Source organism: Iningainema tapete BLCC-T55 (assembly GCF_014698965.1).
GTDB classification, from domain to species: domain Bacteria; phylum Cyanobacteriota; class Cyanobacteriia; order Cyanobacteriales; family Nostocaceae; genus Iningainema; species Iningainema tapete.
The window spans coordinates 1-24,418 of the sequence record NZ_JACXAE010000005.1; the positions used below are offsets into that span (position 1 = coordinate 1).

Below are 24,418 nucleotides of genomic sequence, written 5' to 3' on the forward strand. Positions count from 1 at the left end.
CAAGTATTTTCCGTAATCTGCAACTTCGGTCATCGGAATAAGTTGATAGTTCATTTGTTCGCATTGAAAGGGCTGGGTTAAGGGGGGAACGCAGCTCATGGGAGAGAATTGCCAAGAACTCATCCTTAATGCGGTTAGCTCTTTCAGCTTCATTGCGGGCTACTTGTTCTAATTCCAAAATGCGATCGCGTTCGATTTCTAATTGTTTTTGATCGTGAATGTCTGTACAACTGCCAAACCACTTCACTATTCGCCCTTGTTCATCTTTGAGTGGAAAACCTAAAATTAAATGCCAGCGGTAACTACCATCTGAGTTTCGCCGGAAGCGGTATTCATGTTTATAAAATGTACTATTTGCGACAGCCGATAACCAGATAGCTTGAGTTGATTCTATATCTTCTGGATGTACTGCCGATAGCCAACCAAATCCCAAGGCTTCCTCAAATGTTAATCCAGTATATTCACATAATTGTTTGTTAACAAAGTTACAATTACCATTGGCATCGCAAGTCCAGATGAGGTGAGGAATGGTTTCTGCCAAGAAGCGGTAACGGGCTTCGCTTTGACGAAGTTCTTCTTCTGCGTGTTTGCGAGCAGTGATATCCATTGAGAATCCAATCATACCTACAGGATTCTGATTGCGATCGCGCAGTAAAGAAAGTGAGAGCAAAAGCTCTATGGGTTTACCAAGTTTGCTTTGTGCTGTAACTTCTATTTCATGGGTACCTTGAGCTTTTAGCGGCTCGATCACTTGATTTTGTAAAAATTCATGCATTTGGGGTGCATAAAGCATCTTAACGTGTTGACCGATTGTCTCTTGGGCAGAGTAACCAAAGACTCTTTCCCCACCTTGATTCCAACTGGTAATGTAACCATTCAGATCAGTGGATACAACACAGTCATGTGTTTGAGCGAGGATTTGTGCTTTTAGTTGCACTTCTGCTTCGGCAAGTTTGCGATCGCTAATATCTTGATGAATACCTGCCATCCGCAAAGGCTGACCATTCTCATCTCGTACTACCACTTTACCGTAGTTGCCAATCCATTTTGGCTCCCCAGATTTTGCGATTACTCGATAATCAAATTTGTAAGGCACAGAGCTATCCAGCAAATGGGCGTTTAAACGCTCTATGACAAAAGGTTTATCTTCTTGATAAATGAGTTTTTTCCAAGTATCAACGTGACTTGGCAGTTCCCCAACTTGATAACCGAGCATTTCCAACCACCGGGGGCTGAGGTAAAGCTCATCAGTGACTATGTTCCAGTCCCATAAACCATTGCCCGATCCTTCTAGTGAAAGTTGCAGGCGTTCCTGGCTAGATTTGAGTAACTCTTCGGCAAGTTTGCGTTCGCTAATGTCCTGCACATTGCCTATTTTGCGTATGGGGTGGCCTGCCGCATCATAGAAAATCTGCGCTCTCGCCGCCAACCAGCGTTCGCCCTCAGGATGCAGGATGCGAAACTCTGTCTCATAATTTTGCCGTTGCTCGCTCATCATCTGAGTGAGATACTCACTAATGGGGATGCGATCATCAGGATGTAGCAAACTCAACCAATGTTCATAAGTAATTTCTTTAGTACTAGTGTCAAGACCAAACAGCGTACAGTATTCTTCTGATATTTTGGTTTTTCCCGTAGTGATATCCAAATCCCACAATCCTGATTTTGTGGCTTTTTGTGCTAACTTCAACCAAGCGGTAGTTTCTCGGATTTCTGTTTCTGAGCGTTTGCGCTCGGTAATATCTAAATCGACACCCGCCATACGTACAGCTTGCCCTGCCTGGTTGTAGAAAACTTGACCTTGACTAAGTGCCCAACGAATATTGTTATTGGGATAAACTACCCGAAATTCGATGTTATAGTCTGCGCCTGCGGTGATGGCAGCATTAATTGCTTGCTGTAGGCGATCGCGATCGTCTGGGTGTACCCTAGAGAAAAACATTGCCAAGGAGCCATCAAACTCTCCTACTTGCAACCCAAACAAAGCTTCTAAGTTATCAGACCATTTAATTTCACCTGTGAGTATATTCCAGTCCCAAGTCCCCATACGGGCAGCTTTCAGCGCTAACTGGAGTCTATGTTCACTCTCTTGTAGAATAGACTTAGTTAGTTTGTGTTGGGCCAGTTCATTTTCTGCCTGCTGTAAAGCTTCAGACTGGCGGATGGCAATACTTATATGGGTAGCTAATTCCTGAAGCAAATCAATATCTGACTGTTGCCAATTTCGCGGTGCTGCACAATGATGAGCAATTAAAATTCCCCAAAAGTAGTTGTCGTGCAGAATTGGCACTACCAAATTTGCCCGGACTTGAAACTGAGCCAGCAGTTCTACATGGCATTGGTCAATGCTACCATCAAAGATATCTCTTTTGACGGTAACTAATCCCTGACGATAACGTTCGATATAAGAATTTACAGCAGTGGTATCAAGGTTGAGTAATCCTTGACGATAGCGTTCAATATAATCCTCTGCCAAACAGGGATCTGTCATGGAATAATTGAGAATAGGTTGCCACTGTGCTCCTACAGATTCTGCAATTACCTGGCCGTTAGCATCTGCATATAATCGAAAAATGATTACCCGATCCGTCTGTAGGAATTGTCGCACTTCGTTGACAGTGGTTTGGAGAATTTCCTGGAAGCTGGAAGATTTATAAATTTGTTGGATAATTTGGTTTAAAAATCGCTCTTTTTCTACGCTCTTTTGTAGTTGATTACGTAACTCCAGCTTTTCAATTGCCCCATTCACCGTTTGCCGGAGTTCCTCAGGAGTAATTTTGCCTTTCACTAAATAATTTTGTGCACCCGCTTGCATCGCTTGTACGGCGCTCTCCTCATTTCCTAGCCCTGTTACTACAATTACAGGTAAGAATGATTGGCTCATCATCGTTTGCAATTGTGAGAGAAATTCTACGCCATCTAAGTCTGGTAGTCGGTAATCTAGCAACACAATATCAGGTTGGTAAGCCCGCCATAGTTCTAACCCTACTCGCCCCAATTCTGCTACCAAAATATTGTATTGGTATTGTCTATCTTGTAATAAATACTGCCGATACAGATCACAGTCTTCTGGGCTATCATTAACAATCAAAACGGTGCGCTGTTGCTGGCTCATAAATATTTTATTAATTAGCAGATAGATCAAAACTATATAAAAATCCAGACTAATTATCCTAATTAGTAACCGTTCACACTCCCCCCTACCTCTTAACGAGAAATCAAGGGTTTCGTCGATTTTGCCGGGGGGGGGGAGTGAATAATTACCCTAATTACTAATTAGCTAATTATACCAATAATTAAATATTTTGAGAATAATTATAAGTGGCAATTTCAGCAAATTCTAGCTGTGTTTGATATCATGTTCTGTGAAATACTTATCATAAATCTGACCAAAACAGTGCTGAGTGTCCAGTTAGAGTGCTGATTCAGAAGGCAGCTATGAGTCACGGGCAGAGGGCAGCTATGATACCCACGCTTAAAAGCGTGGGATTAGATAAGGACGCCGTTTTTCTTCTTGTGGCGCGTCTTGAAAAACATCTTTTTTTTTACTGGGCTTTAAACCCAGAACTAAAGTTTTTTTTTAGAGAGCAGGAGGCAGAAAGCCTTCAGCATAGCTGCCTCCTGCCCTCTGCCTTTCTTTGTAAAAAGTAAAATTATCAGAATGATTGGCGATCCATACTTAAATTCAGCAAGCCTAAATGTGCTAAATTGAGCCTAGTCAACATTTCCTTTTTAGAAAGTCCTTGATCAGCTACTGCAAAACCACCTTGATGATTATTGATGTCATGTCTAATCCGCACCAGTGCCTTGACATAACTGCTTTGCACCATCAGATTCAAAAAGGGATTATTGCTCATCAACCTTTGAAGGAGTTGAATACCCGTATCAATTTGGGCTGTCATCCCAGCCTTTTCTGGAATAGAAAGGTCTATTACAGCGAGTGAAGGTAAAGATATTTGTACTTGTGCAAAAGCATCTTCTGCAGTTTGAACAGTAATAATTCCAGTTTCAGGATACTGCTTGCTAAGCACATCAAGTGTTCCATACAACATTAATTCGTGATCATCAACAACTAAAATTTTCGGTGGATTTAAAAAATCTTGATTCATCGTTAATATCTCAAATGTCGCTTCCATTTTATTTTTCTAGATTGTTTATATTTTATTCATAGGTAGAGCTACTCACCTTTTATCGTCTCTGTCTTGTAATTGTATTTAACGAATAGATACTAGTCTAGGCAGGAAACTGCAAATCATGCCAAATTACTCATATTTGGGGGAGATTTTGGTGAGTGGGAGTTTGGATAAGACGATTAAGATTTGGCAGAAGAGTTAATGAACCGCAGATAAACGCAGATGCACGCTGATGTAATAAATTATCTGCGTACATCCGCGTACATCTGCGGTTAAAATTTCTATACCACCATAGATGGGATTAAGGGCAGATCTTCAGAGATTTTGCCTGTTTGTAACCATTTTTCCAGTTCAACTGGTGGTTTTACTTTGGAAAGGCGATCGCGCAGTTGCACACCTTCAAGAATTTCTTGTTGCAATAGTTCTTGTGCGGTTTCTTCCAACAAGTCGCGGTTTTGTTGCAGAATTTTTAAGGCAATGCTGTGGGCATTATCTATGATCTGCTTGACTTCACGATCAATTTCTTCGGCTACTTTGGGACTAACTTGACGACGTGGGTTACCGTAACCTTCGATGAATTGCTGTTGGACTTTCTCAAATGCTACTGGACCTAGTTCATCGCTCATACCGTAAATGGTAACAGATCGTTCTGCTAAGTCTGTGGCTTTTTGGATGTCGTCACTGGCTCCTGTGGATACTTTACCAAAGATGATTTCTTCTGCGGAACGTCCACCTAAGAGAATGGCGATCCTACCGCGAAGTTCATCTTCGATCATTAAGAAGCGGTCTTCTTCTGGCATCTGAATTGTGTATCCTAAGGCTCCTACTCCACGAGGAACAACGGAGATTTTCTCTACTCTACCAGCTCCTGGCATCAAAGCACCGATGATGGCGTGACCAACTTCGTGGTAAGCAACAGTCTTTTTCTCGGTTTCGTTGAGGACGCGAGAGCGTTTTTCTAAGCCTGCGACAACACGTTCAATGGCTTCGTTGAAGTCTGCCATCGTTACTGCTTGCCGATTTTGGCGGGCGGCGAGGAGTGCAGCTTCATTGACGAGGTTAGCTAAATCTGCCCCGGCAAATCCTGGTGTGCGGATACCAATGGTTCCTAAGTTCACATCATCAGCTAATTTAACGTTTCGCGCATGAACTTTGAGAATAGCTTCTCGTCCAATTTTATCAGGGCGATCTACTACTACTTGACGATCAAATCGACCGGGACGACGTAAGGCAGGATCGAGAACTTCTGGACGGTTGGTGGCGGCAATGATAATTACGCCTGTGTTCGCTTCAAAGCCGTCCATTTCGGTAAGTAATTGGTTGAGGGTTTGTTCGCGCTCATCGTTACCACCGAAGGGACTTGCACCACCGCGAGATTTACCGAGTGCGTCTAATTCATCGATAAATACTATACAGGGTGCTTGTTGTTTTGCTTGGTCGAACAAGTCGCGGACACGGGAAGCACCTACACCAACAAATAGTTCAATGAATTCTGAACCGGAGATGGTGAAGAAGGGTACCCCAGCTTCTCCGGCGATCGCTTTTGCTAATAGTGTTTTACCTGTTCCTGGCGGTCCTACCAGCAACACACCTTTAGGTATCTTTGCTCCTAAATTGGTATATTTTGTTGCACTTTTCAGAAAATCGACAATTTCTTCTAGTTCTGCCTTAGCTTCATCTACACCAGCAACATCAATAAATTTAACACCTGTACTGCCTTCTGAGTAGATGCGGGCTTTGCTTTTACCTACTGTAAGTGCAGCCGGTCCCCCTCCTTGACGATTGAGCAAGAATCCCCAAATGCCAAAGAAAATTAATGGTGGTGCAACCCAACTAAGTAGCGTACCAATCCAACCATTTTGATCTGGTGGTGGCGCGGCAAACTTAACGTTATGTTCGCGGAGAATTTTGGGTAAGTCTAGGTCAATTGCTATTGGTGTGGTAACAAGTACTTGTTGCGCCTCTTTGCCTTCTGGCGTTTGAGTTTTGACTACATACTCAATGCGATCGCCTCCCACAATTGCCCTGTCTACTTTACCTGTTTCTACAGCAGTGATAAAGTCACTATAGGGAACTTGTGGTTGTTTAGCACCAAAAAAACTAGGAACTATAAAGTTAAGAAGTAATAGAAGGGTCAACAAAATCAGTAGGCTACCACCAAACTGCCTAATTATCGGCTGTTTGTTTGGTCTTTTTTTATTATTTTCTACAGGCATTTTTTAATGTACCCTCCATATTTAAAAATGCTGGTAGAGACGTTCCGCCGGAACGTCTCTACGATTCCCTATAAATTTATTGTAAAAACCAGATGTAACAGATAATTATCGTAGCTACCCTACTAAAAAATGTGTATAGCCGTACTTCTATGATTAATTTTCTGCTCAAGGTATTTTTGCTCTCCGCTGCGATTTCAGTGTTAATTAAGTATTTTGGTCCAAATCTTTCCATTCCAGCTACAACTACAAACGCGATCGCCATTGTTCTATCGCCCACTATAATTATGGCAATTACATTACTTTGGAGATACCAAAAACTGCAAAAAATCAATAAAACTACATAGGCGATCGCCGCTAAAATCAGCTAATCTAGCTCCATTGAGAGGAATAGCAGCAAGCTTGGTTACGGGGGTTAGGGAGTGAAATTAGGTCAATGGATTGGTTTAATTGCCATAGTTCTGTCTTTTTATATCTTATGGCAGATTCGGGAAGCACTTTTATTGGTGTTTGCGGCTGTTGTCTTAGCTACTACCTTAAATCGTTTGGCAAGATGGTTCCAGCGTTCGGGTATGGGGCGAGGCTTAGCCGTAATTCTGTCAGTTGCAATCTTTTTTAGTTTGATTGTAGGTTTTTTCCTACTAATTGTACCACCTTTTGCCGACCAATTTCAAGAACTGACAAAAAAGGTTCCCGAAGGCTTGGAGCGGTTGAATAGTTGGTTTAAGGTACTGGAAACTCGCATTCCTAGCCAGTTGACTCCTTACATACCAAATATCAACAGCTTAATTAAGCAAGCAGAACCGATTATAAATCGAGCGTTGGGAAGCTCATTTGCTTTTGTCTCTGGTTCTTTAGAAGCTTTACTCAAGATTTTGTTGGTGCTAGTTTTGACAGGGATGTTCTTAGCTAACCCTCCAGCTTACCGCAAGTCATTTATTCGCTTGTTTCCCTCGTTTTACCGCCGACGAGCGGATGGTATTTTGGATGAATGTGAGGTTTCCTTAGGGGGATGGGTAACAGGAGCTTTAATTGCTATGGGTGTAGTGGGGCTGTTAAGCGTCATCGGCTTATATTTTTTACGTGTTCCCGCCGCACTGGCTTTGGCAGTTTTGGCAGGATTTTTGAATTTGATTCCTAATCTTGGTCCAACTTTAAGCGTAATTCCAGCCGCTGCGATCGCTCTTTTGGATGCGCCGTGGAAATCTCTTGCTGTCTTAATTCTCTACTTTTTCATTCAGCAAGCTGAAAGTAATTTTATCACACCTATAGTTATGGCACAGCAAGTTTCACTTCTACCTGCTGTGACATTAATCGCCCAGTTATTTTTCGTCACTTTCTTTGGCTTTCTCGGATTATTTTTGGCCTTACCTCTAACCGTTGTTGCCAAAATTTGGTTGCGAGAAGTTTTACTAGAGGATATTTTAGACCATTGGGGCGATCAACCCAATCAAGAAACTGAGTTTGTTGTCGTTTCTGAATCACCACAAGACGAAATAAGCGAACCTAAGAGCGATAACGCAACTTCTGTTAATGATACTAAAAATAGTGAGTAGTTACTATAGCAGTCCTAAATGATTTGTAAACACAAGTCTTTCTTTTCTTGGCGCTCTTGGCGTCTTGGCGGTTCAAAACTCAACTATAATTCTTATATAGTTAAATATTCATAAATAAATACATAGCCCTAATTGGGCTTCTTTTTTTGATAACTTTTTTTCAATCTAACCTATAGATAGATGACGATAAGTGCAAAATCTCAAAATATAAATCATCAGATCAATTAAGTAGTGTGTGGAAATAACAATATTTGCTCAGATTTACTCAAGGTTTATAAATTTTATCATCATTTTATGTTATGGCAACGAAAGTAACAGTGCCAAAGCCAACGCTTTCAACCCTAGATGCCTGCGCCCTGATTGTGGGTATGGTTATTGGCGCAGGCATCTTTCAAACACCAGCATTAGTAGCAACAAACACAGAAAGTGCTTCGGTTGCTCTTTTTGCATGGATACTGGGTGGAGTAATGTCTTTAATCGGCGCTATGAGTTATGCTGAATTGACCACAGCTTATCCAGATGCTGGTGGAACTTACTACTACCTAATACGCGCCTTTGGCAAAATTCCCGCCTTCTTATTTGCCTGGGCAAGACTGAGTGTAACTCAAACCGGTTCTATTGCTCTACTAGCATTTGTATTTGGGGACTATTTTACCCAACTGCTGCCATTAGGAGAATATTCATCAGCCATTTACGCAGGTTTGGCAGTAATATGCCTGACAAGTTTAAACATAATCGGTGTGCAGCAAGGCAAGTGGACGCAAAACGTACTTACAGCCGCAAAAGTCATCGGATTGTTGTTAGTAATTATTGTCGGTATTGTTTCTGCCACTACAGTGTCAACAAATAATCCTACTACATCTGCACCTGAGACACAATTAGGAAGAGCAATGATTTTTGTGTTGCTTACCTACGGGGGCTGGAATGAAGCTGCTTATATTTCAGCAGAAGTAAGAGATGGTAAACGTAACATGGTACGTGTATTATTAGGAAGTATTGCCATCATCACGGCAATTTATTTACTAATCAATTTCGCGTATCTTCGTGGCTTGGGGCTAGGGGGACTAGCAGCGTCAAAAGCACCAGCTGCTGATTTAATGCGCAGCAGTTTGGGAGAAAATGGGGCAAGATTCGTGAGCATTTTAGTAGGGGTTTCAGCTTTGGGTGCGGCTAACGCCACCATATTTACTGGTGCGCGTACTAACTACGCACTTGGACGAGACTTTCCGATATTTAGCTGGTTAGGACGTTGGCAAGAGCGGGGTAGCACGCCCATTAATGCTTTAGTAGTTCAAGGTGCGATCGCTTTAGCACTAGTATTCTATGGTGCATTCACCCGCAAAGGATTTGAAACTATGGTGGATTACACCGCCCCAGTATTCTGGTTCTTTTTCCTACTGTCTGGAGTAGCACTGTTTGTGCTGCGTCAACGAGAACCAGATGTACCGCGTCCCTTTCGCGTACCCCTTTACCCCCTGATTCCTTTACTATTTTGTGGAATTTGTGGCTATCTACTCTACTCCAGTCTGACTTATGCAGGCGCTGGAGCCAGACTAGGTGTAGTCGTTTTGTTAACAGGTATCCCCCTGTTACTGCTTAATCGTCAACGCTCTATTTAATGGAGAACTAACATGCAACTGCGATCATTGTTGAAGGTTTTAGTAGCAAGCGTAAGTATAGGTAGCCTGATACTAGCAGGTTGTACAGCACAGCAAGAGACTTCTGGGCAGACTGAGTCATCTCCAAACGTACAAGAAGTACAACAGACTACACCCACAACAAAACCCCAAGAAAGAGAACCTGATGTTGTCTATGTACCAACGCCACAAGAAGTAGTAGACAAAATGCTAGAGGTAGCCAAGGTAGGGAAAAACGACATTCTTTACGATTTAGGTAGTGGCGATGGACGGATTCCAATTACTGCCGCCAAGAAATTTGGTACTAGAGGTTACGGTATAGACATTAACCCAGAACGCATTAGAGAAGCTAATGAAAATGCCAAAAAAGCAGGAGTAACCGACAAAGTACAGTTTATGCAGCAAGACTTGTTTAAATCAGACTTTAGTAAGGCAACTGTTGTTACTCTCTACCTGCTACCTGAACTCAACGTGAAACTGCGCTCCCAGCTATTTAAGCAACTTAAACCAGGAACCCGAATCGTTTCCCACGCCTTTGACATGGGCGAGTGGAAGCCAGAAAAAACACTGCAAGTAGACGGCAGAACAGTTTACTACTGGACGATTCCCAAACAAATTCCCGCAAATCTGCGCTCAACATCAAGCAAGTAACCGTTTTCTAATTAAGGGTTGTAGGGGCGGGCTGTTCGCCCCCACTTTTGTTTATAATTAATTTATTGCGAATTTAGTAATACCCAATATCCTTGAGCATTTCTAGATGCTTTTTTAGCGGTGCAAGCTTATTCGCGGCAATCATACCACTTGCCGCAACAGCTGGTAAACCGATACCGGGAAATGTCGAGTCGCCACAACACATTAGCCCCGGTATTGGTGTGCCAGAACCGGGAAAAAAACCTTCTCCTGCACGAATAGCAGGACCATAAGAACCTCGGTGGCGTCTTAAATAGCGTTCGTGCGTTAGAGGTGTACCTACCAATGTTACTTCAAGGCGTTGACGCACATCTGGTATAATTCGCTCTAAGGCTTCCCACATGACTTCCGCACGTTCTTGTTTTTGTCTGGTATATTCTTCACTACGACGATCCATCCCTTGCCAAAGAGCATACGGTTCGTTACCTGGTGTGTAAGCGTGAATTACATGCTTTCCCGGTGGGGCAAGCGACGGATCTAAAACTGACGGAATCGACACCAGCACAACGTTTTGAGGTGCTGTAACTCCCTGACTCCAGTCCTTGACAAAAATGTAATGACATGCTAAGTCTGGACGTAACCCTTGCGCATCAATGCCCAGATGAAGATGCATAAAGCTATCACACTCTGGTGTTGCAAGTCGTGATTGAAGTCGTTTTGGTACTGCCTCTTGTGGAAGCAACTTCAAGGTATCCCACACTGATATATTAGATATAACTGCTTTACGCGCCCGTATCTCTTTACCACCACGCAAGCGCACACCAACAGCGCGTTCGTTTTCCACGAGAACTTGCTCGACATGAGTACTCAGCATCAGTTTACCACCTCTGCGTTCCAGTCCCCTAACTAACGCTTGAACCAGCGCACCACTACCACCAATCGGGTAATCAAGCACTACACCTGGGCGATACCAATCGGCAAACATAAATGCTGTCTCTGCTGCACTAGTTCCATTGGCAGGTAAACCAGACAAGAGAAAACAAAGTAAGTTCAGCCAGTTCGATATAAAAGGATCTTCAACCACCCCATCCATGATACGTGAGAAAGGTCCTGTCAGTTTGGGAATAGTAGAGATGTGTGGTAACATTGATGGGGCAAATCGACTCATTGTGATAGCCGCACCTAAATCAAAACGTAGAGCAGCAGGTGGGATAGCGATCGCTGCTTTTGCCAATGGTTCCATCACCCGTTGTAGCTTCCGCCATTGTGTAACAGCATCTTTACCACCGAACTTCATCAGCACTTCACAAAATTGCTCAGCCCCCACTGAAGTATCAAAATCGCCTTCTGGTAAACAACAACCCCAAGTATCGTAATTTACACAAGGTAAATCTTCACCAATGGCGTCCAACACTTGCCGTAAAGGATTGGGAGAAGGAGTATACGACAAACCAGAGTATAAAGAAGGACCAGAGTCAAACTTAAATCCGTTGCGCTCAAAAGCGTGTGCCGCACCGCCAGGAATCGAGTGACTTTCACAAACTATCACATCAAAGCCATACCGCGCCAGAAGGGCAGCACAACTTAATCCACCCACACCACTACCAATAACAACTACATCCGCCTGTTCAGAACTCATAGTTGATGCTGCCATTAACTACCTATAGCTGTAATGTTTCTTTTGAGGGATAACTCCCAAATTCAATCATGACTAGAATAATATTCGCATTTAAGACTTTAGTGTCCCTTGAAATAAGAAACATAGTTTAAATTGAAATAAGATATGGATACTCTATTAAGTATTGCGATTGGTATCAGTTTAAGTGTAGCTTGTGGCTTTCGCGTCTTTGTACCGCCCTTAGTTTTGAGCATTGCGGCAATTTATGGACATGTGCCACTTTCAGCAGATTTTCAATGGATTGGTACAAATCATGCGATGATTGCCTTTGCAGTGGCAACTTTAATTGAGATTGCTGCTTATTATATCCCGTGGGTCGATCATTTGCTCGATACCATCTCTATACCAGGCGCAGTTGCAGTAGGTACATATATCACTGCGGCATTATTACCAGAGGGCGATCCTTTGCTGAAATGGACAATAGCAGCGATCGCAGGTGGCGGTTCTGCGGGTATAATTCAAACATTAACAGGAATGGCACGCTTGTCTTCCACAGCACTAACAGGTGGAGTTGGTAATTTTATCGTTGCTACAATTGAGGTACTAGGTGCGATTATATTATCAGTAATGGCTATTTTTGTACCAATATTAGCCATAGCTTTAGTAATTACCGTAGTAACATTCTTAACTCAAAAGGTCATCCAAAAACGAGCAACCATACGCGAGTCTTCATCAGTTTAGTGTCAAGTATGAAAAACATGATCTCAAACATTTTTAAAATGCCACAAAAAAATCCACAAACAGTTTTGTTATTTGACTCAATTGCAGCGGCGCAAGAAGTTGCCTTTATGCTCCAGGGTGAATGGGATGGCTGCAATGGTGTGTTGATGACTAAATGTGATGGTGTAGCAGTTAACACTGCTGCTAGTTTAATGGAAGCTGAATGGTGTTATCAAGGTACTGCTCTTGCCGTTTTAAATAAATTAACAACTGATGCACTTTTAAGGCGTTATTCCAGAGGAGAAAGGAATTTTATTAATGCTAATTTACGATGTGCGCAACTATCTTCTCTTTGTTTAAATGAGATTAATTTAAGTTGGGCTAAATTAAATTTGACTAATTTGAGTGGAAGTAATTTAAGTAAATCCTTATTAATCGCAGCAGATATTCAGGAAGGTAATTTAAGCAATACTAACTTAAATGAATCACAGTTAGTAAGAGCTAATTTAACCAAAGCTAATTTGTCTGGTTCAAATTTAAGCGGAGCAGATTTAAGTCGTGCTTGCCTGGTTGATGCTAATTTACGAGAAGCAGATTTAAGAGGTGCAAATCTTTCTGGAGCAAATTTGAGAGGATCAGATTTATCTGGGACAATTCTTGATAATTTGTAGGGTGAGTTGGCAGGAAAGTATTTTATGGTACATCAGACAAGCAACATTATTGATGTTGAGTACAATCAGCCTCATGTTGTATATAGAGATTTTGAGCAAGTTGTGATTCCCGCCATTTCGTCCCAACTTCAACTTAGACAAAGTCTGGCTGATTAAAACACAAGTTCAATCTACTCCTAAATAAGTGAGTAGGGAAGTAGCTTTACCAAAAGCTGACTCTAGTCAAACTGGTAAACCAGAGCGGAAGTTAGTCTCTTGAAGCTTTTTCCCCATTACAAAATTTTTCTAACAGTTCAAAAAAGTTATTGAGAGCATCTTTTTCATCAGCCGAATAGAAAAGAATAATGCTATCCCATCCGTGAGATGATTTAATCTCAAATCTTTTCTCTATCCACTCTTGAAACTTCTCGAAATGTCGTTCTTGTTCTGTTAAGTGGAAACCTAAATCTTGTCTTGCTGCTATGTATCCATCTAAAAATGACTTTAAACGGGTAATTGAACATTTCCCTAAGTACATTCCGGGACGCTTTTTGATATTTTGCAGCATTTCATAGAAATATTCAGATTTTACCTCTAATTTATTCTGAGTAATTTCTCTCATAAAACCTGTCTCCATTCAAAAATATTCTTCGGTTATCTGAAATTCTCTACCATAATAGATTTTGCCATGAAATTGGAGATTTGCCATCCATTGAGTTTTAGGAATACCGTCGGGATGATGATTATCAAAAATGATTTCTACTTCATTATTGTATATGGAAATGGCTTGATGGCGACCATTTATAGAAATAGCATCGCTAGGGACGCTATCATCATAAATATAACTGTCTCTACCTATTCCAGAGCCAGTATAGAGCTTAATCTGCTTACCGTTAAGTTTTTGTGATATTAAGTAGTCCTTAATGGCGATTGTGCATTCAACACACTCAAAATTTTTATATTTACTGGCGATCGCTCGAACTTGCTGGATCTGCTCTAACCTAATTTCAATAATATTTGCTCCTCTGCTGATATAAAGCTATTTTGCTCAAGGTTAAAAAATATTTCCGCGTGTAACCTAGAGACTTTCACATCCCAAGGTAAGATAATATCGCATAGTTCGGGATCGCGAGCGAGTCGGACACTTCCTGGGTGAATGCTTGGTTGTTGATCTTTAATCGTTTGAGTTTTGATTTGACCTATTGGTTGTTCAAGCCATTCTAAAGTGAGTTCGCTCATTTTTAGACTATATAGCTACTGTCTACCTCACAATCCAAAATCTAAAATCTAAAATTTCATCACAACCATTGTCCGCCCCGGAAGCGCCAACGAAGAAATATAATCCGCATGAGGCTTTGGGAGATAATAAAAACTGCTAGCCACACGACGCTGTAATGTAAGAGAAACACAAAGGGTGAAAGTTCCTCCTTAGGTAAAGGTATTGGTAAGAAGCCAAGTATTTTTATTCCACAAAATATAAATATCATCTCCCAAATTCCTGCTAGGAGTTGATAGGCTGCAGGCCAATCTCTATCCCATCGGTATTTTTGCAGTTGGTCATATAGTATATCCCAGCCTATGCCAAAAATGGCGACATAGGCAAGTATCCAGAAATAAACTGTACTGGGGCTGGATGCAATCAAACCGATCGCAAACGGTATGGATACAATTACGCCCACAGTAGCTAGTAATAATAATCGAGTTTGCCAGCGACCAAATAAAGTAGGAGTCATAGTAATCGTAGAGACGCCCTGCCGGGGCGTCTGTACATTGGATTGCCCCGACGGCGTTTGTACTAAATTTAGGTAGTAGAAGATGTAATTATTTGAGCTAACGCCTCCCAATTTATTACATCTTCTAATATGGCTTGATACCCCAGTGTATTCGGGTGAAGACCATCGTGAGAAAAGCGTTTGAGCCGCCAAGTTTCACTATGATTCATCCATTTTTGGAAAATATCAAGATAGGGTATTCCCTTTTTTAGACAAGCAAGTCTAGTTGCTTCTTTGTAACGGTATTGGTCGGCATGGTTATAGTATAAACAATCCAGAAATGGCATTTTGGCTTCATTAACTGGCGTCATGCCCACAAATAGTACGGGACAAAGTTGCTTTGCCCCTTCAAGTAGAGAAGTAATTTGTGATTCAAATAGGTTGAAGTCTGTATAATTTTTCCCATTGGGACGACCTACCCGTGCTGAATCGTTCACTCCTACGGAAAGAATAATCAAATCAGGAACACGATTTCGTAGTTCGCCGCGATGGCGAAATTCTACTTCAAGTCTTTGCGCCACTTGTTGGACGCGATCGCCCCGCACCCCCAAATTATAAAGGACATGACCCCCTTGGTCTGGTAACATCCATTGTCTTCGGAGTCGTTCAACCCAACCGCCTGCTTCTGGATCGCCGAATCCATATACTAAGCTATCTCCCAGTACGACAATCTTTAAAGGCTGAGAATGGTTAGTTACAATAAATGGCTGCTTGGAGGAAGGTGCTAGGGTCTGCATCTTTAGAGACTAGAGACTATATTTATATCTTTAAAGAATTCTATACATTTGTACACCATTCAGTATTTTTATTTAAAAAATTTACTTTGGTCACTTTCGGCAAGAATTCTTCCTTAAGGTGCTTGATTTAACACCCATTTTAACCATTGTCCGAAGGAAGTCAAGAAATTGAGGTGATGAACCCCTGGTGCGCGGGTAGCAGCAAGACTATCCACAGCACATAAAGCTGCGTATTGCAACCCCAAAAAGCTATCAACCGCTGCGTGGGGACCACCCAAAGTAACTGCTCCAGCAGCATAAATTTGACCTTTGCCATTACGCATTTCTACTAACTCAAAATTGTTTGCCACCACTAATCGTCCCAAGTGATTCAACGGTAGGTTATAGTGCTTGACCAAATCATTGAGTAAAGGACTTGCTTCCACCTTGGCATCCAGTCCAGTAGCATCAACAATAAAGTCAGCATCTAAAGTCATTTGCCCAAAACCTTTTTCTTGGATGTGAGTAATCGGGCGATTTTGGGCATCACGTTCTACTTGCAGTACTTCACCGAATTCAATTTTATACCAGCCTTCTTTTAAACCTTGCTCCGTGATCCGCTGCCAGTCACGGCGATCGGCTGTAGTTGTACCACCCCAGTCTGACAGTAACCGCTTGCGTTCCTCAGGATTTGCTTTTTCTAAAATGGCTCGCAGTTCCCCACCCCAACAAGCTTTAGGCCAGTTGAAAGGTTGAAATTCATAATGATTCTTGACTAAACGTTGTGATTTACCAAATTTATTCCCGACGGGTTTGGGCGATCGCATTAAATGTAAAACAGTAATATTTTTATTCCGGTGTCTTGCTTCATAAATTCTTTGCAAAATACGAGAAGCAACAATCCCGCGTCCCCGAATCAAAACCGTACCACCTTGTTGCTCCAGCTGCTCATAAACATAATCATGAGCTTCATAAGCATTGACAACCGACTTAAAATCTTGATATCTTTCCCGATAAGCTTGCAAATCAGGAAGAAACTGAATTGCTGGGTAGCCAGTTGCCAAGTGCAAATAACGAGTAATCACAAAAGCATAATTACCCGGTCCGCGTGAATATGCTAGACAATACCTACCATCATCAGTTTTGCGAATACATCGTACTCGCCCATAACGATAAATTTGCTCCCAACCAATCCGTTTAGCCTCCCGATCTATAGATTTAAACACATTTCCCGAACGGGGAGTGTAAGTTTCTGCAAACGTAGGTTCAGCGAAAACTTGCCACAAATACCTCAACGCCGTATTCAACTTCCCGTGAGTAAAGTCATGCCAAGCCTCGCGCAAAGCATAACTAGGCCATCCCCAAATATTATCTGGACAAGAGTCAGAATTAGAGCGCAATCTCTCATGTAAGGGAATCTGTGAATTCATGCACAGGCGTTTGTACCGGGCATAAGGTTCCTTTTCCAACCCAAGTGCAATAATTTTGTCTTTATTTACACCACTTATTCTCAATAAATCTACCCATACAAAGCTACCCAATCCCGCCCCCACCGCAGCATAATCACATTCATCCACTGGCTCACGGGTAGCATGAATTGCTTGTACCGAAACTCTTTCCTCCTGAAAAACTGGCGGTGGGAAATTAGCTCCCAATGGTGTTACAGGAGGAGTTGGAGGTAAAGTGGGGTCTGGTAAATTAGTATTGGGGTTGAATGGGATAATCGTGATACTGGGGGTAGGAGCAGGTGTGTTAGCAGCAAAGGTCAGTATAATGATGTAAGGACCAATTTGCAAAGTATCACCGCTAGCTAGAACAAAACGGGTTTCTTTTTTCCCGTTCACAAGGATGCCATTAGCGCTATTTTGATCTACCACAACTAACTGGTTTTGCTCCCAGTACATTAAAGCATGGTAGCGAGAAACTTGGTCACTACTAAGTATCATCCTCGCAACACGCTGTCCCTCATGTTCGGGAGGCATTCGGGCAAATTCTCTCCCAAAGGCAATAGGCGGACTTAATCGTGGTTCTCGCCGTTCTCCTGTTGCTAAATCGTCCCAACTTAATTGAATTTGTATATTGTTTGTCATATGTGAATTGTTGGTTGTTAATTGTTAATTGTTAATTGTCAAAAAGTACCACTAACATTAACCACTAACTGCTAATTACTCCCCAAATTATTGGGTGCTACCAAAACACTTACTGCTGCAGCCAAAGAAGTACCGCACCAACGACAACCGATTTGCAAATACTCAACTGAGGAAATTCTGTGGCATTTGGGACACTCCAACCCATAATCTCCTTGGGGCTGTGCCACTGGTGTTTGTGGATTGTGGTAATGTCCTGCTTGGGGTTGTTGGTGTTGTGGCGGTGAGGCAGGGCTAAAAGGGGGTTGCCCAACAGGAACTGCTGGCGGTACTTGGGGCGTCACAATAATAGTAGGTGGAATATTACTAGTTAAAGTAACTTTGAGTTCTTGTTGTCCCAAAAAGATTTTCGTGCCATCGCTTAAAGGCATTTCACCATGAACCAGTTGTCTTCCATCGACGAGGGGGGGATTTTGCTCTCGTAAATTTCTAATGAAGAAGCTCTGTTGCTGGGGATAAAAGAAAATTTCTACATGCAGACCTGATACAGTAGGGTGACTGAGAACTATGTCGCACCGTAGTGGATCGCGACCAATGCGAACAGTGCCATGATTTTTACTATTAATTTGTTCATCAATTTGTTGAGTTTTGTCTTTGCCTGCGTCGTGCCAATGTAAAATAAGCGCGTTCATCTTTTCGACTCCGACTTTTATTAGCCTACTACAACTCCTACCTGTGCGATTCCTAACACGACTAGGTAGGAGCAGGCAAGTATTTGGAAGAATCTGAAAAAAAACTTATATTGTGCAGATGCGATTGTAGAGACGTCCCGGCGGGACGTCTCTACATTAACGGGATGATGCCAGTCTATCCGCTATGCGTGTAGTTTCTGGCAATCGATATTTGGGCGTGCAACGCATAACATAATCAATTGCCGTAGGTAGGCTAATTCGATGTCCACTGGAAATATATACTGGCTTTACGCCTGTGCGTGTTCTTAAAACTGCCCCCACAGTTTCACCTTTATGTATTAAAGGTTGCCAACTACCTCGTGTTTCTGCTAAGTCATCATGTTTACCTACTAGTAAAGATTTTGCTACACCTATTGTTGGTATATCTACTAATACACCTAAATGGCAAGCTATACCAAATCGACGAGGATGAGCTATTCCTTGACCATCACATAGTATGATGTCTGGTGTTAATTGAATCTTTTCTAAAGCGTCCAGTACAGCAGGGATTTCTCGAAATGAGAGAAATCCAGGGATGTAGGGAAATGTTGTCGGACGACGTGCTAAAGTTGTTTCTTGTATTTGTAAGTCAGGAAAACTCAGTACTGCCACTGCTGCACGGCTGATTGTACCATCTTCTTCAAAACCCATATCCACGCCAGCTACGTACTTTACTTGTTCGGTGAGTTGATCTTCGGTAATCACTTCAGATTGTAGCTGTTCTTGAATGGCGATCGCCTCATCCATTGTCAGAGTCCAACCATGTCGTTGACAAATCTTCATATTTCCTCAGTAATTTAAACGTTTTTATTCCGAAATCGTTACAGGCTGTAGTGTTTTACTAAATATCAGTTATTGTTCAAGGTTTAAGTGTTTGCCAGGAAGACTAAAAATTGATTATCCAAATATACTAAAAAAATCTGCATAAACATACAAATTCTAAACGATAAATAAATAACCAGAGAAACCCGGTTTCTTTAAGAAACCGGGTTTCTGAAGGAAGAAGGGTGGCACATACTCGTTATAAACCAACAGATATGTTTATTAAAACATTGATGCTTGATCCTGTATTGTTCTTCAGGATTGTCATACTTATGATCTTTTCTATCAGCTTGCACGAATTAGCTCACGGCTTAGCTGCAATCAGTCAAGGAGATGACACACCCCAAAAAAGAGGACATATTACCCTAAATCCCGTTGTTCATATGGGGTGGCAATCGATAATTTTTCTTTGTGTAGCCGGGATTTCTTGGGGTAAAATGCCCGTAGATCCGAATAAGTTTCGTTCTCCAAAACTAGGTAACATCATCGTATCCTCTGCTGGACCTTTGTCAAATCTGGCTTTGGGTATTTTGTGTGTTATTTTAATAAAATTAATTGCTACTGGAGGAATTTTTAGTCGGGAATTTTTCTACATAGCAGCTCATATAAATGTAAGTTTGTTTTTGTTCAATTTATTACCCATTCCACCTCTAGATGGCTTTCACGTATTTAGTGAAATCTTTCCTGCTTTGAAACCCTTGGAAAATACTCAATTTGGATTATTTGCTTTGGTACTACTGTTTGTGATTCCTGAATTTGCTGAGGGATTGGGTGCCATTTCTGATTTAATAATTAAGACAATCATGAACATCTAGAGAAAAATGGTGCGTTCCACTTGCATTGAGCGCACCCTACAAAGAAGCAAACATTGCAATACTGCTATCAGATAAATCTGGTAGAGATAGCACCCGTTCTACTTTAGTAAAGTCCCTTTTCATTGACTTGCGGTAAGTTGGATCGTAGTGGAACTGTAAAACATCTTGAACAAATGATTCCCACTTTCCGGCATCAATCAACTCATACCATTCTCTTAATTTTTCTCCGCCATAACGGTATTTAAGTTTTGCTAGCTTTGCTTTTAAAATATCGGGATAAGTTACTAGATGGGAATATTCTTGTAGGAGAAACTGGACTCTAGCAGCTACAGGTAGTTGAATTTCGACACAACTAGCTTGTTTCATTTTCTCCCATAAAGACTGGGGTAAGTAAATTTGCCCGATTTTTTGACTTTCCGATTCTACCCACACTGTTTGACTAGGATTTAAGCTTTGTAGTTGTTGCAGTAATAGTGATTCAAAGTATTTTTGTGCAGGTTGGGGCGAAAGTTTACCTTCCCATTCTTCACCTAAAAGGGAACCGCGATGGTTAGCTAAACCTTCCAAGTCTAAAACTTGAGCGCCATGATGAGGCATCTGATGTAAGATGTGAGTTTTCCCACTGCCAGTTAAACCACACAGTACTTTGTAGGTAAATTTTTGGGGCAAATCCTCTAATTGTTGACGTACATAAGCGCGATAAGTCTTGTAACCGCCCTCTAATACCGTTACCTTCCAACCAATCTGCGTTAGCACTAGTGCCAAACTATTGGAACGTTGTCCACCCCGCCAGCAGTATACTAAGGGGTTGTAGTCTTTTTCTTTTGTGACAAAGTGTTGAGTGATATGCTGGGAGATGTTTTTGGCAACTATTGCCGCGCCGATTTTGCGGGCGGTGAAGGCACATTGTTTGTATGTTGTTCCCACATGCGATCGCTCAGCATCATCCAAAACTGGTAAATTAATTGCACCAGGAATATGATCTTCTGCAAACTCTCCTGGAGAACGAACATCAATGATTTCACTGTAAGTTTCTTTCCAAGGTTCTTGGGTGTATCTAGGTAAAGGAGGCATTAAGGTCGATTTTTGCTGTATCTGACTCTGATTTTGACACTTGACTATTTTTATAACTTTATACCTTAGATAGATGTATTTTACTGATAAATTTATTAAAACCCCACTGTATTGCACCAAAAGGTATAAAAAATGAAAAATGGCTCCACTTGGTTTCCTAACCCCAGTTCCTGGTTCAGTGCGTTAATACTATGTGTACTAATGGGTGGAATTGTATCCATTCTCCGACGAAATGAAAACTTGTTGCTCAATTTGCCTTCAGATAGACCAGAACAATTAACCATCACGCTAATATTTTTACTATTATTACCCATACCAGCAATAGCTTTTTTCCATCACTTTTTTCTCAGTCGCTTAATTCCGGCAATTCCCGGAGAAAAAGTCAACCAACCCCAAGGATTCATTCCGGGATTAATCAGTTGGTGGGAAAGCTTATATGGTTGGCTGGTAATTGTTTTATCTTCCCTGAGCGCAACTTTGCTTTTTAGTCCTTTGCTACCAGCTTTGAAACTTAACTACCAAACAATTATTTACGGCAACAGCCAACCTCAGAGAAATATACAAATAACCTTTGCTCTTATTTGGCTAACCATCGCTGCTATCTTTTATCAAATCGAACATTTAGTTAAGTTACGTTTGGTTTTTGGTGATTCTAGTAGTAATGAAGAAGTAGACACCACTGTCAGCCAACAACCAAATGATACTGATGTGACACAGATTCAATCAACTGAACAACCAGAAACGAAAAAGCTTCAAGTTCATGACTTTATTACTAAGCACCGCAAGTTACCGAAAAAAATATTTACACTAGTTTTGATTTCTTTGGTATCTTTATGGTTGTATATGTTTGTCAAATTACCACAGGTTAGGCAAACTATATCTACGAATCTAGCTATTGAAAATCCAACACTAGTTACTTCACGGGAATCATCTAAAGTTAACTCTCCCTCTCCCTCACCAACACTTAGTGCGACACCTGAAGATGATACTTACGATCGCGCCATGAAAAAAGCTAAGCGAGCAGTTAAGCTAACAAAAACAGCACAATCTCCTTCAGAGTGGCAGATAGTTATGAATAGGTGGGAAGAAGCTATTAAACTGATGGAAGCCGTACCAGGTTCTAGCCCTAATTATGCAACTGCTCAGGAGAAAATTTTAAAGTATCAAATTCATCGGGAATTTGCTAAACACAACGCTGGCTTTGGCGAGATTGAAAGATGATGAGCGTGCGATCGCAAGTTAAATTTTTAGTGATGAATTATGAACACAACTTTCGCTCTTGCGCTTTCTGGTTACCGGGTAAAAAACCTAGAGCCAGAAGATGCAGAAGTTCTTCAGCAACTCTATGAGCAATGCACGGAGTTTGCTTACCTGACAGAGGGGCAACCTCCTTCACCTACGGCTGCCCGTGATGAGTTTGTTGCTGTTCCTGAAGGCAAAACTACACAAGACAAGTATATGTTTGGTTTGTTTGACGCAAACAACGTCTTGCTAGGAATGATTGAATCAATCCGACACTACCCTGATAACGAAACTTGGTGGATAGGGTTGATGATGCTTGCTCCAGAATGGCGAGGTAAAGGCTTAGGCTCGGAGTTTTACAGAGCTTTTGAGCGTTGGGTAGCGGCTCATGGAGCGCGGCACATATCACTATGCGTACTTGAAGCAAATGAACAAGGATTAAGTTTTTGGCGGAAAATAGGATTTGAGGTAGTACGTAAAACATTACCCAAACAATTTGGAATTAAAACACACGCTCTCTACGTCATGAAACGGGCTGTGGAAACAGTTGGTTAAAAAGAAGTTTCCTAAGATAGGCGAACACTATTCTCCAGCTAACAGTAAAACTTCTGTATACAACTCTTTTCGCACCCAAAAGTCATTAGCAATCAAATCATCTAATATCGGTTGTACTAGTGGAACCAATCCTTGTTGTTTGGCTGTGAGCAAGATGCCAAGTAGTCCGGTTACTTGCACCCCTAACTTAATTGCCTCCTTTCTGCCTCGTCGTTCATCGATAATTAGTCTAACTGCATTTAACTCCACAGCTAGGGCAATTGCTTCAGCCTCACCTAGATCTAGGTTTATTTGTAAAGATTGAAGTAAAGCAAGATTAGTAACTCTTCGAGTTTCAATCCAATTTAAAGTTTGAACTGCTCTGTCTTGGATCACAACACTCATAGTTTTCGCGCCTCTTATCAATGCCTTTACGTTTTTCTCCATCTTAAGCTATTGGTAAAGAGTTAGGGCAAACTCCCATTCTTTCCAGCACTGCCGATATGTAAAATATAAGGGTGAGTGTTAAGAGGCAATAGCACAGACAGCCAAGGTTTTCCAATGGAGCATATGCAGTCAAGCAGCAGCTTCCCACAAGAACGAGATCGCGAGTTTTTGCTCTTTGTATGGTTTGATTGCGGCTTTTCCAGACAAAGAAATTGAGATAGTTGTGTATGAAGTTGATTAAACTGCTTACTTGATGGCTTCTGAAACTAATCGAAAGAAATTAATACACGCGATAGAAAATGTTAAGAGGGGGTCTAAGTTGATTGAGGTTGACATAGAAAATATCGAATGAAAAGAAGAGTAGTATTTGAACCGAGTGCATTTGAAGATTTTAACGAATGGTCTAAGTAGTTGATAAGCTTTACAAAAAGATTGTTGAACTAATTAAAGATGTTGACCGATACCCTTTTACTAGTCTAGGCAAGCCTGAACCTCTCAAATATGAATTCAGTGGCTTTTGGTCTAGACAAATTAATGAATAACATCGCTTAGTTTACACCGTAACTGATACAGAAATTATTATTACTGCATGTAAGTATCACTACGAAGAGTGACGAATACGCGAATCGAGTTTAAACGTAATATCAACAACCTCAAACCTGTTATTCTTCCAATTGTGATATACTACCTTCACGCTATTTTTTTGATGCTGTTGATTCCGTGGCTCATCCACTGTGCTAACAACCACTGACTAGCAGGTTTGTCAAGTGCTAGCAAGATCCGAAAGTTAAAAACCTCCTGCCAAATTTCTTCAGAGTGTTGAGAGACGAACGCTTGTTCTAACTGTTGAAAACGGGAATAGTTACGGTTCCCAATAGCAGCAAGCATATCTATTAAATCATTTACAGGGATTTTGGTTGCAGTTAACTGTGCTTCTGTCATTGTTGTTTGTCCCTAAAAATACAAACGTATCTAAGTAAGCCACGCTTGGTGTCAATGATTTCAATCAAATCCTTGTCTT

At 41.4% G+C, this 24,418-nt stretch carries 26 protein-coding genes; 11 read left to right on the forward strand and 15 right to left on the reverse strand.

Annotated features, from left to right (window positions below; genetic code table 11):
* The 3 genes from ICL16_RS00205 to ftsH form a co-directional block, all read right to left on the reverse strand.
* A partial coding sequence (locus ICL16_RS00205; RefSeq protein WP_190824886.1) for a PAS domain-containing protein occupies window positions 1-3,115 on the reverse strand: 3,115 nt, incomplete at its 3' end.
* 541 nt (window positions 3,116-3,656) lie between these two features.
* Entirely contained in the window at window positions 3,657-4,136 is a 480-nt protein-coding gene (locus ICL16_RS00210; RefSeq protein ID WP_190824887.1) for a response regulator, read from the reverse strand.
* 278 nt (window positions 4,137-4,414) lie between these two features.
* On the reverse strand, window positions 4,415-6,349 hold the full coding sequence (gene ftsH / locus ICL16_RS00215) for an ATP-dependent zinc metalloprotease FtsH (protein ID WP_190824888.1): 1,935 nt from the start codon (window positions 6,347-6,349) through the stop codon (window positions 4,415-4,417).
* A gap of 149 nt (window positions 6,350-6,498) precedes the next feature.
* Here ftsH and ICL16_RS00220 point away from each other — a divergent pair, with 149 nt between their 5' ends.
* The 4 genes from ICL16_RS00220 (at window position 6,499) to ICL16_RS00235 (ending at window position 10,190) form a co-directional block, all read left to right on the forward strand.
* Window positions 6,499-6,693 (forward strand): hypothetical protein, encoded by a 195-nt coding sequence (locus tag ICL16_RS00220; RefSeq protein WP_190824889.1) that lies wholly within the window; start codon window positions 6,499-6,501, stop codon window positions 6,691-6,693.
* 75 nt (window positions 6,694-6,768) lie between these two features.
* Window positions 6,769-7,902, forward strand: coding sequence for an AI-2E family transporter (locus ICL16_RS00225; RefSeq protein WP_190824890.1), 1,134 nt, complete (start codon window positions 6,769-6,771; stop codon window positions 7,900-7,902).
* A gap of 299 nt (window positions 7,903-8,201) precedes the next feature.
* Window positions 8,202-9,521, forward strand: coding sequence for an APC family permease (locus ICL16_RS00230; RefSeq protein WP_190824891.1), 1,320 nt, complete (start codon window positions 8,202-8,204; stop codon window positions 9,519-9,521).
* Between the two features lie 12 nt (window positions 9,522-9,533).
* Entirely contained in the window at window positions 9,534-10,190 is a 657-nt protein-coding gene (locus tag ICL16_RS00235) for a class I SAM-dependent methyltransferase (protein ID WP_190824892.1), read from the forward strand.
* A gap of 73 nt (window positions 10,191-10,263) precedes the next feature.
* Here the strand turns inward: ICL16_RS00235 and ICL16_RS00240 are convergent, their stop codons facing one another.
* Window positions 10,264-11,823: a phytoene desaturase family protein gene (locus tag ICL16_RS00240; RefSeq protein WP_238360518.1), complete on the reverse strand. Its 1,560-nt coding sequence runs from the start codon at window positions 11,821-11,823 to the stop codon at window positions 10,264-10,266.
* A gap of 129 nt (window positions 11,824-11,952) precedes the next feature.
* On the opposite strand from ICL16_RS00240, the gene ICL16_RS00245 reads away from it, so the two are divergent.
* From ICL16_RS00245 to ICL16_RS46605, 3 genes are read left to right on the forward strand one after another with little or no spacing between them, the layout of a single operon-like run.
* On the forward strand, window positions 11,953-12,528 hold the full coding sequence (locus ICL16_RS00245) for a DUF4126 domain-containing protein (protein WP_190824893.1): 576 nt from the start codon (window positions 11,953-11,955) through the stop codon (window positions 12,526-12,528).
* A gap of 38 nt (window positions 12,529-12,566) precedes the next feature.
* The gene (locus ICL16_RS00250; RefSeq protein ID WP_238360519.1) at window positions 12,567-13,178 is read left to right on the forward strand and encodes a pentapeptide repeat-containing protein; all 612 of its coding nucleotides are present in this window, start codon (window positions 12,567-12,569) and stop codon (window positions 13,176-13,178) included.
* Window positions 13,179-13,202: 24 nt separating this feature from the next.
* The gene (locus ICL16_RS46605) at window positions 13,203-13,334 is read left to right on the forward strand and encodes a hypothetical protein (protein WP_273037944.1); all 132 of its coding nucleotides are present in this window, start codon (window positions 13,203-13,205) and stop codon (window positions 13,332-13,334) included.
* Between the two features lie 91 nt (window positions 13,335-13,425).
* On the opposite strand, the gene ICL16_RS00255 is transcribed toward ICL16_RS46605, so the two are convergent.
* From ICL16_RS00255 to nfi, 8 genes are all read right to left on the reverse strand, one after another.
* Window positions 13,426-13,779, reverse strand: coding sequence for a hypothetical protein (locus tag ICL16_RS00255; protein WP_190824895.1), 354 nt, complete (start codon window positions 13,777-13,779; stop codon window positions 13,426-13,428).
* A gap of 15 nt (window positions 13,780-13,794) precedes the next feature.
* A complete protein-coding gene (locus ICL16_RS00260; protein ID WP_337906875.1) occupies window positions 13,795-14,190 on the reverse strand; it encodes a papain fold toxin domain-containing protein in 396 nt (131 codons plus the stop codon).
* Window positions 14,154-14,396 carry an FHA domain-containing protein gene (locus ICL16_RS00265; protein ID WP_190824896.1) on the reverse strand — a complete coding sequence of 81 codons (243 nt, stop codon included), beginning with the start codon at window positions 14,394-14,396 and terminating at the stop codon, window positions 14,154-14,156. Before ICL16_RS00265 ends, ICL16_RS00260 begins: the two co-directional genes overlap by 37 nt.
* Before the next feature lie 59 nt (window positions 14,397-14,455).
* The gene (locus ICL16_RS00270) at window positions 14,456-14,890 is read right to left on the reverse strand and encodes a hypothetical protein (RefSeq protein ID WP_190824897.1); all 435 of its coding nucleotides are present in this window, start codon (window positions 14,888-14,890) and stop codon (window positions 14,456-14,458) included.
* A gap of 68 nt (window positions 14,891-14,958) precedes the next feature.
* Entirely contained in the window at window positions 14,959-15,666 is a 708-nt protein-coding gene (locus ICL16_RS00275; protein WP_190824898.1) for a GDSL-type esterase/lipase family protein, read from the reverse strand.
* A 113-nt stretch (window positions 15,667-15,779) separates the two neighbouring features.
* Window positions 15,780-17,735 (reverse strand): FHA domain-containing protein, encoded by a 1,956-nt coding sequence (locus ICL16_RS00280; RefSeq protein ID WP_190824899.1) that lies wholly within the window; start codon window positions 17,733-17,735, stop codon window positions 15,780-15,782.
* Window positions 17,736-17,806: 71 nt separating this feature from the next.
* The gene (locus ICL16_RS00285) at window positions 17,807-18,424 is read right to left on the reverse strand and encodes an FHA domain-containing protein (RefSeq protein WP_190824900.1); all 618 of its coding nucleotides are present in this window, start codon (window positions 18,422-18,424) and stop codon (window positions 17,807-17,809) included.
* Between the two features lie 156 nt (window positions 18,425-18,580).
* Complete coding sequence (gene nfi, locus ICL16_RS00290; protein WP_190824901.1) at window positions 18,581-19,246, reverse strand: deoxyribonuclease V; 666 nt, start codon at window positions 19,244-19,246, stop codon at window positions 18,581-18,583.
* A 254-nt stretch (window positions 19,247-19,500) separates the two neighbouring features.
* Between nfi and ICL16_RS00295 the strand changes: the two genes are divergently transcribed.
* Entirely contained in the window at window positions 19,501-20,100 is a 600-nt protein-coding gene (locus tag ICL16_RS00295; protein WP_190824902.1) for a site-2 protease family protein, read from the forward strand.
* A 36-nt stretch (window positions 20,101-20,136) separates the two neighbouring features.
* On the opposite strand, the gene mnmH is transcribed toward ICL16_RS00295, so the two are convergent.
* Complete coding sequence (gene mnmH / locus ICL16_RS00300) at window positions 20,137-21,174, reverse strand: tRNA 2-selenouridine(34) synthase MnmH (RefSeq protein WP_190824903.1); 1,038 nt, start codon at window positions 21,172-21,174, stop codon at window positions 20,137-20,139.
* Window positions 21,175-21,306: 132 nt separating this feature from the next.
* Here mnmH and ICL16_RS00305 point away from each other — a divergent pair, with 132 nt between their 5' ends.
* Together ICL16_RS00305 and ICL16_RS00310 are read left to right on the forward strand one after the other, a co-directional pair.
* Window positions 21,307-22,395, forward strand: coding sequence for a hypothetical protein (locus ICL16_RS00305; protein ID WP_190824904.1), 1,089 nt, complete (start codon window positions 21,307-21,309; stop codon window positions 22,393-22,395).
* A 39-nt stretch (window positions 22,396-22,434) separates the two neighbouring features.
* Window positions 22,435-22,971, forward strand: a complete 537-nt coding sequence (locus tag ICL16_RS00310; protein WP_190824905.1) for a GNAT family N-acetyltransferase — start codon at window positions 22,435-22,437, stop codon at window positions 22,969-22,971.
* 27 nt (window positions 22,972-22,998) lie between these two features.
* Here the strand turns inward: ICL16_RS00310 and ICL16_RS00315 are convergent, their stop codons facing one another.
* Complete coding sequence (locus ICL16_RS00315; protein ID WP_238360520.1) at window positions 22,999-23,355, reverse strand: PIN domain-containing protein; 357 nt, start codon at window positions 23,353-23,355, stop codon at window positions 22,999-23,001.
* Between the two features lie 485 nt (window positions 23,356-23,840).
* On the opposite strand from ICL16_RS00315, the gene ICL16_RS46610 reads away from it, so the two are divergent.
* Entirely contained in the window at window positions 23,841-23,939 is a 99-nt protein-coding gene (locus ICL16_RS46610) for a type II toxin-antitoxin system YoeB family toxin (protein ID WP_337906876.1), read from the forward strand.
* 148 nt (window positions 23,940-24,087) lie between these two features.
* Here ICL16_RS46610 and ICL16_RS00325 read toward each other — a convergent pair whose 3' ends face one another.
* On the reverse strand, window positions 24,088-24,339 hold the full coding sequence (locus ICL16_RS00325; RefSeq protein WP_190824907.1) for a hypothetical protein: 252 nt from the start codon (window positions 24,337-24,339) through the stop codon (window positions 24,088-24,090).
* Window positions 24,340-24,418 lie beyond the last annotated feature (79 nt).

What these genes read in the sequence shown, in the direction of transcription:
- ICL16_RS00315 (WP_238360520.1), bottom strand. Translation starts at nt 23,355, where the DNA reads ATGAGTGTTGTGATCCAAGACAGAGCAGTTCAAACTTTAAATTGGATT.
- ICL16_RS00265 (WP_190824896.1), bottom strand. Translation starts at nt 14,396, where the DNA reads ATGAGCGAACTCACTTTAGAATGGCTTGAACAACCAATAGGTCAAATC.
- ICL16_RS00240 (WP_238360518.1), bottom strand. Translation starts at nt 11,823, where the DNA reads ATGGCAGCATCAACTATGAGTTCTGAACAGGCGGATGTAGTTGTTATT.
- ICL16_RS00285 (WP_190824900.1), bottom strand. Translation starts at nt 18,424, where the DNA reads ATGAACGCGCTTATTTTACATTGGCACGACGCAGGCAAAGACAAAACT.
- nfi (WP_190824901.1), bottom strand. Translation starts at nt 19,246, where the DNA reads ATGAAGATTTGTCAACGACATGGTTGGACTCTGACAATGGATGAGGCG.
- ICL16_RS00250 (WP_238360519.1), top strand. Translation starts at nt 12,567, where the DNA reads ATGCCACAAAAAAATCCACAAACAGTTTTGTTATTTGACTCAATTGCA.
- ICL16_RS00235 (WP_190824892.1), top strand. Translation starts at nt 9,534, where the DNA reads ATGCAACTGCGATCATTGTTGAAGGTTTTAGTAGCAAGCGTAAGTATA.
- ICL16_RS00305 (WP_190824904.1), top strand. Translation starts at nt 21,307, where the DNA reads ATGAAAAATGGCTCCACTTGGTTTCCTAACCCCAGTTCCTGGTTCAGT.
- ICL16_RS00210 (WP_190824887.1), bottom strand. Translation starts at nt 4,136, where the DNA reads ATGGAAGCGACATTTGAGATATTAACGATGAATCAAGATTTTTTAAAT.
- ICL16_RS00275 (WP_190824898.1), bottom strand. Translation starts at nt 15,666, where the DNA reads ATGCAGACCCTAGCACCTTCCTCCAAGCAGCCATTTATTGTAACTAAC.
- ICL16_RS00245 (WP_190824893.1), top strand. Translation starts at nt 11,953, where the DNA reads ATGGATACTCTATTAAGTATTGCGATTGGTATCAGTTTAAGTGTAGCT.
- mnmH (WP_190824903.1), bottom strand. Translation starts at nt 21,174, where the DNA reads ATGCCTCCTTTACCTAGATACACCCAAGAACCTTGGAAAGAAACTTAC.
- ICL16_RS00280 (WP_190824899.1), bottom strand. Translation starts at nt 17,735, where the DNA reads ATGACAAACAATATACAAATTCAATTAAGTTGGGACGATTTAGCAACA.
- ICL16_RS46605 (WP_273037944.1), top strand. Translation starts at nt 13,203, where the DNA reads ATGGTACATCAGACAAGCAACATTATTGATGTTGAGTACAATCAGCCT.
- ftsH (WP_190824888.1), bottom strand. Translation starts at nt 6,349, where the DNA reads ATGCCTGTAGAAAATAATAAAAAAAGACCAAACAAACAGCCGATAATT.
- ICL16_RS00295 (WP_190824902.1), top strand. Translation starts at nt 19,501, where the DNA reads ATGTTTATTAAAACATTGATGCTTGATCCTGTATTGTTCTTCAGGATT.
- ICL16_RS00220 (WP_190824889.1), top strand. Translation starts at nt 6,499, where the DNA reads ATGATTAATTTTCTGCTCAAGGTATTTTTGCTCTCCGCTGCGATTTCA.
- ICL16_RS00310 (WP_190824905.1), top strand. Translation starts at nt 22,435, where the DNA reads ATGAACACAACTTTCGCTCTTGCGCTTTCTGGTTACCGGGTAAAAAAC.
- ICL16_RS00230 (WP_190824891.1), top strand. Translation starts at nt 8,202, where the DNA reads ATGGCAACGAAAGTAACAGTGCCAAAGCCAACGCTTTCAACCCTAGAT.
- ICL16_RS00255 (WP_190824895.1), bottom strand. Translation starts at nt 13,779, where the DNA reads ATGAGAGAAATTACTCAGAATAAATTAGAGGTAAAATCTGAATATTTC.
- ICL16_RS00270 (WP_190824897.1), bottom strand. Translation starts at nt 14,890, where the DNA reads ATGACTCCTACTTTATTTGGTCGCTGGCAAACTCGATTATTATTACTA.
- ICL16_RS00325 (WP_190824907.1), bottom strand. Translation starts at nt 24,339, where the DNA reads ATGACAGAAGCACAGTTAACTGCAACCAAAATCCCTGTAAATGATTTA.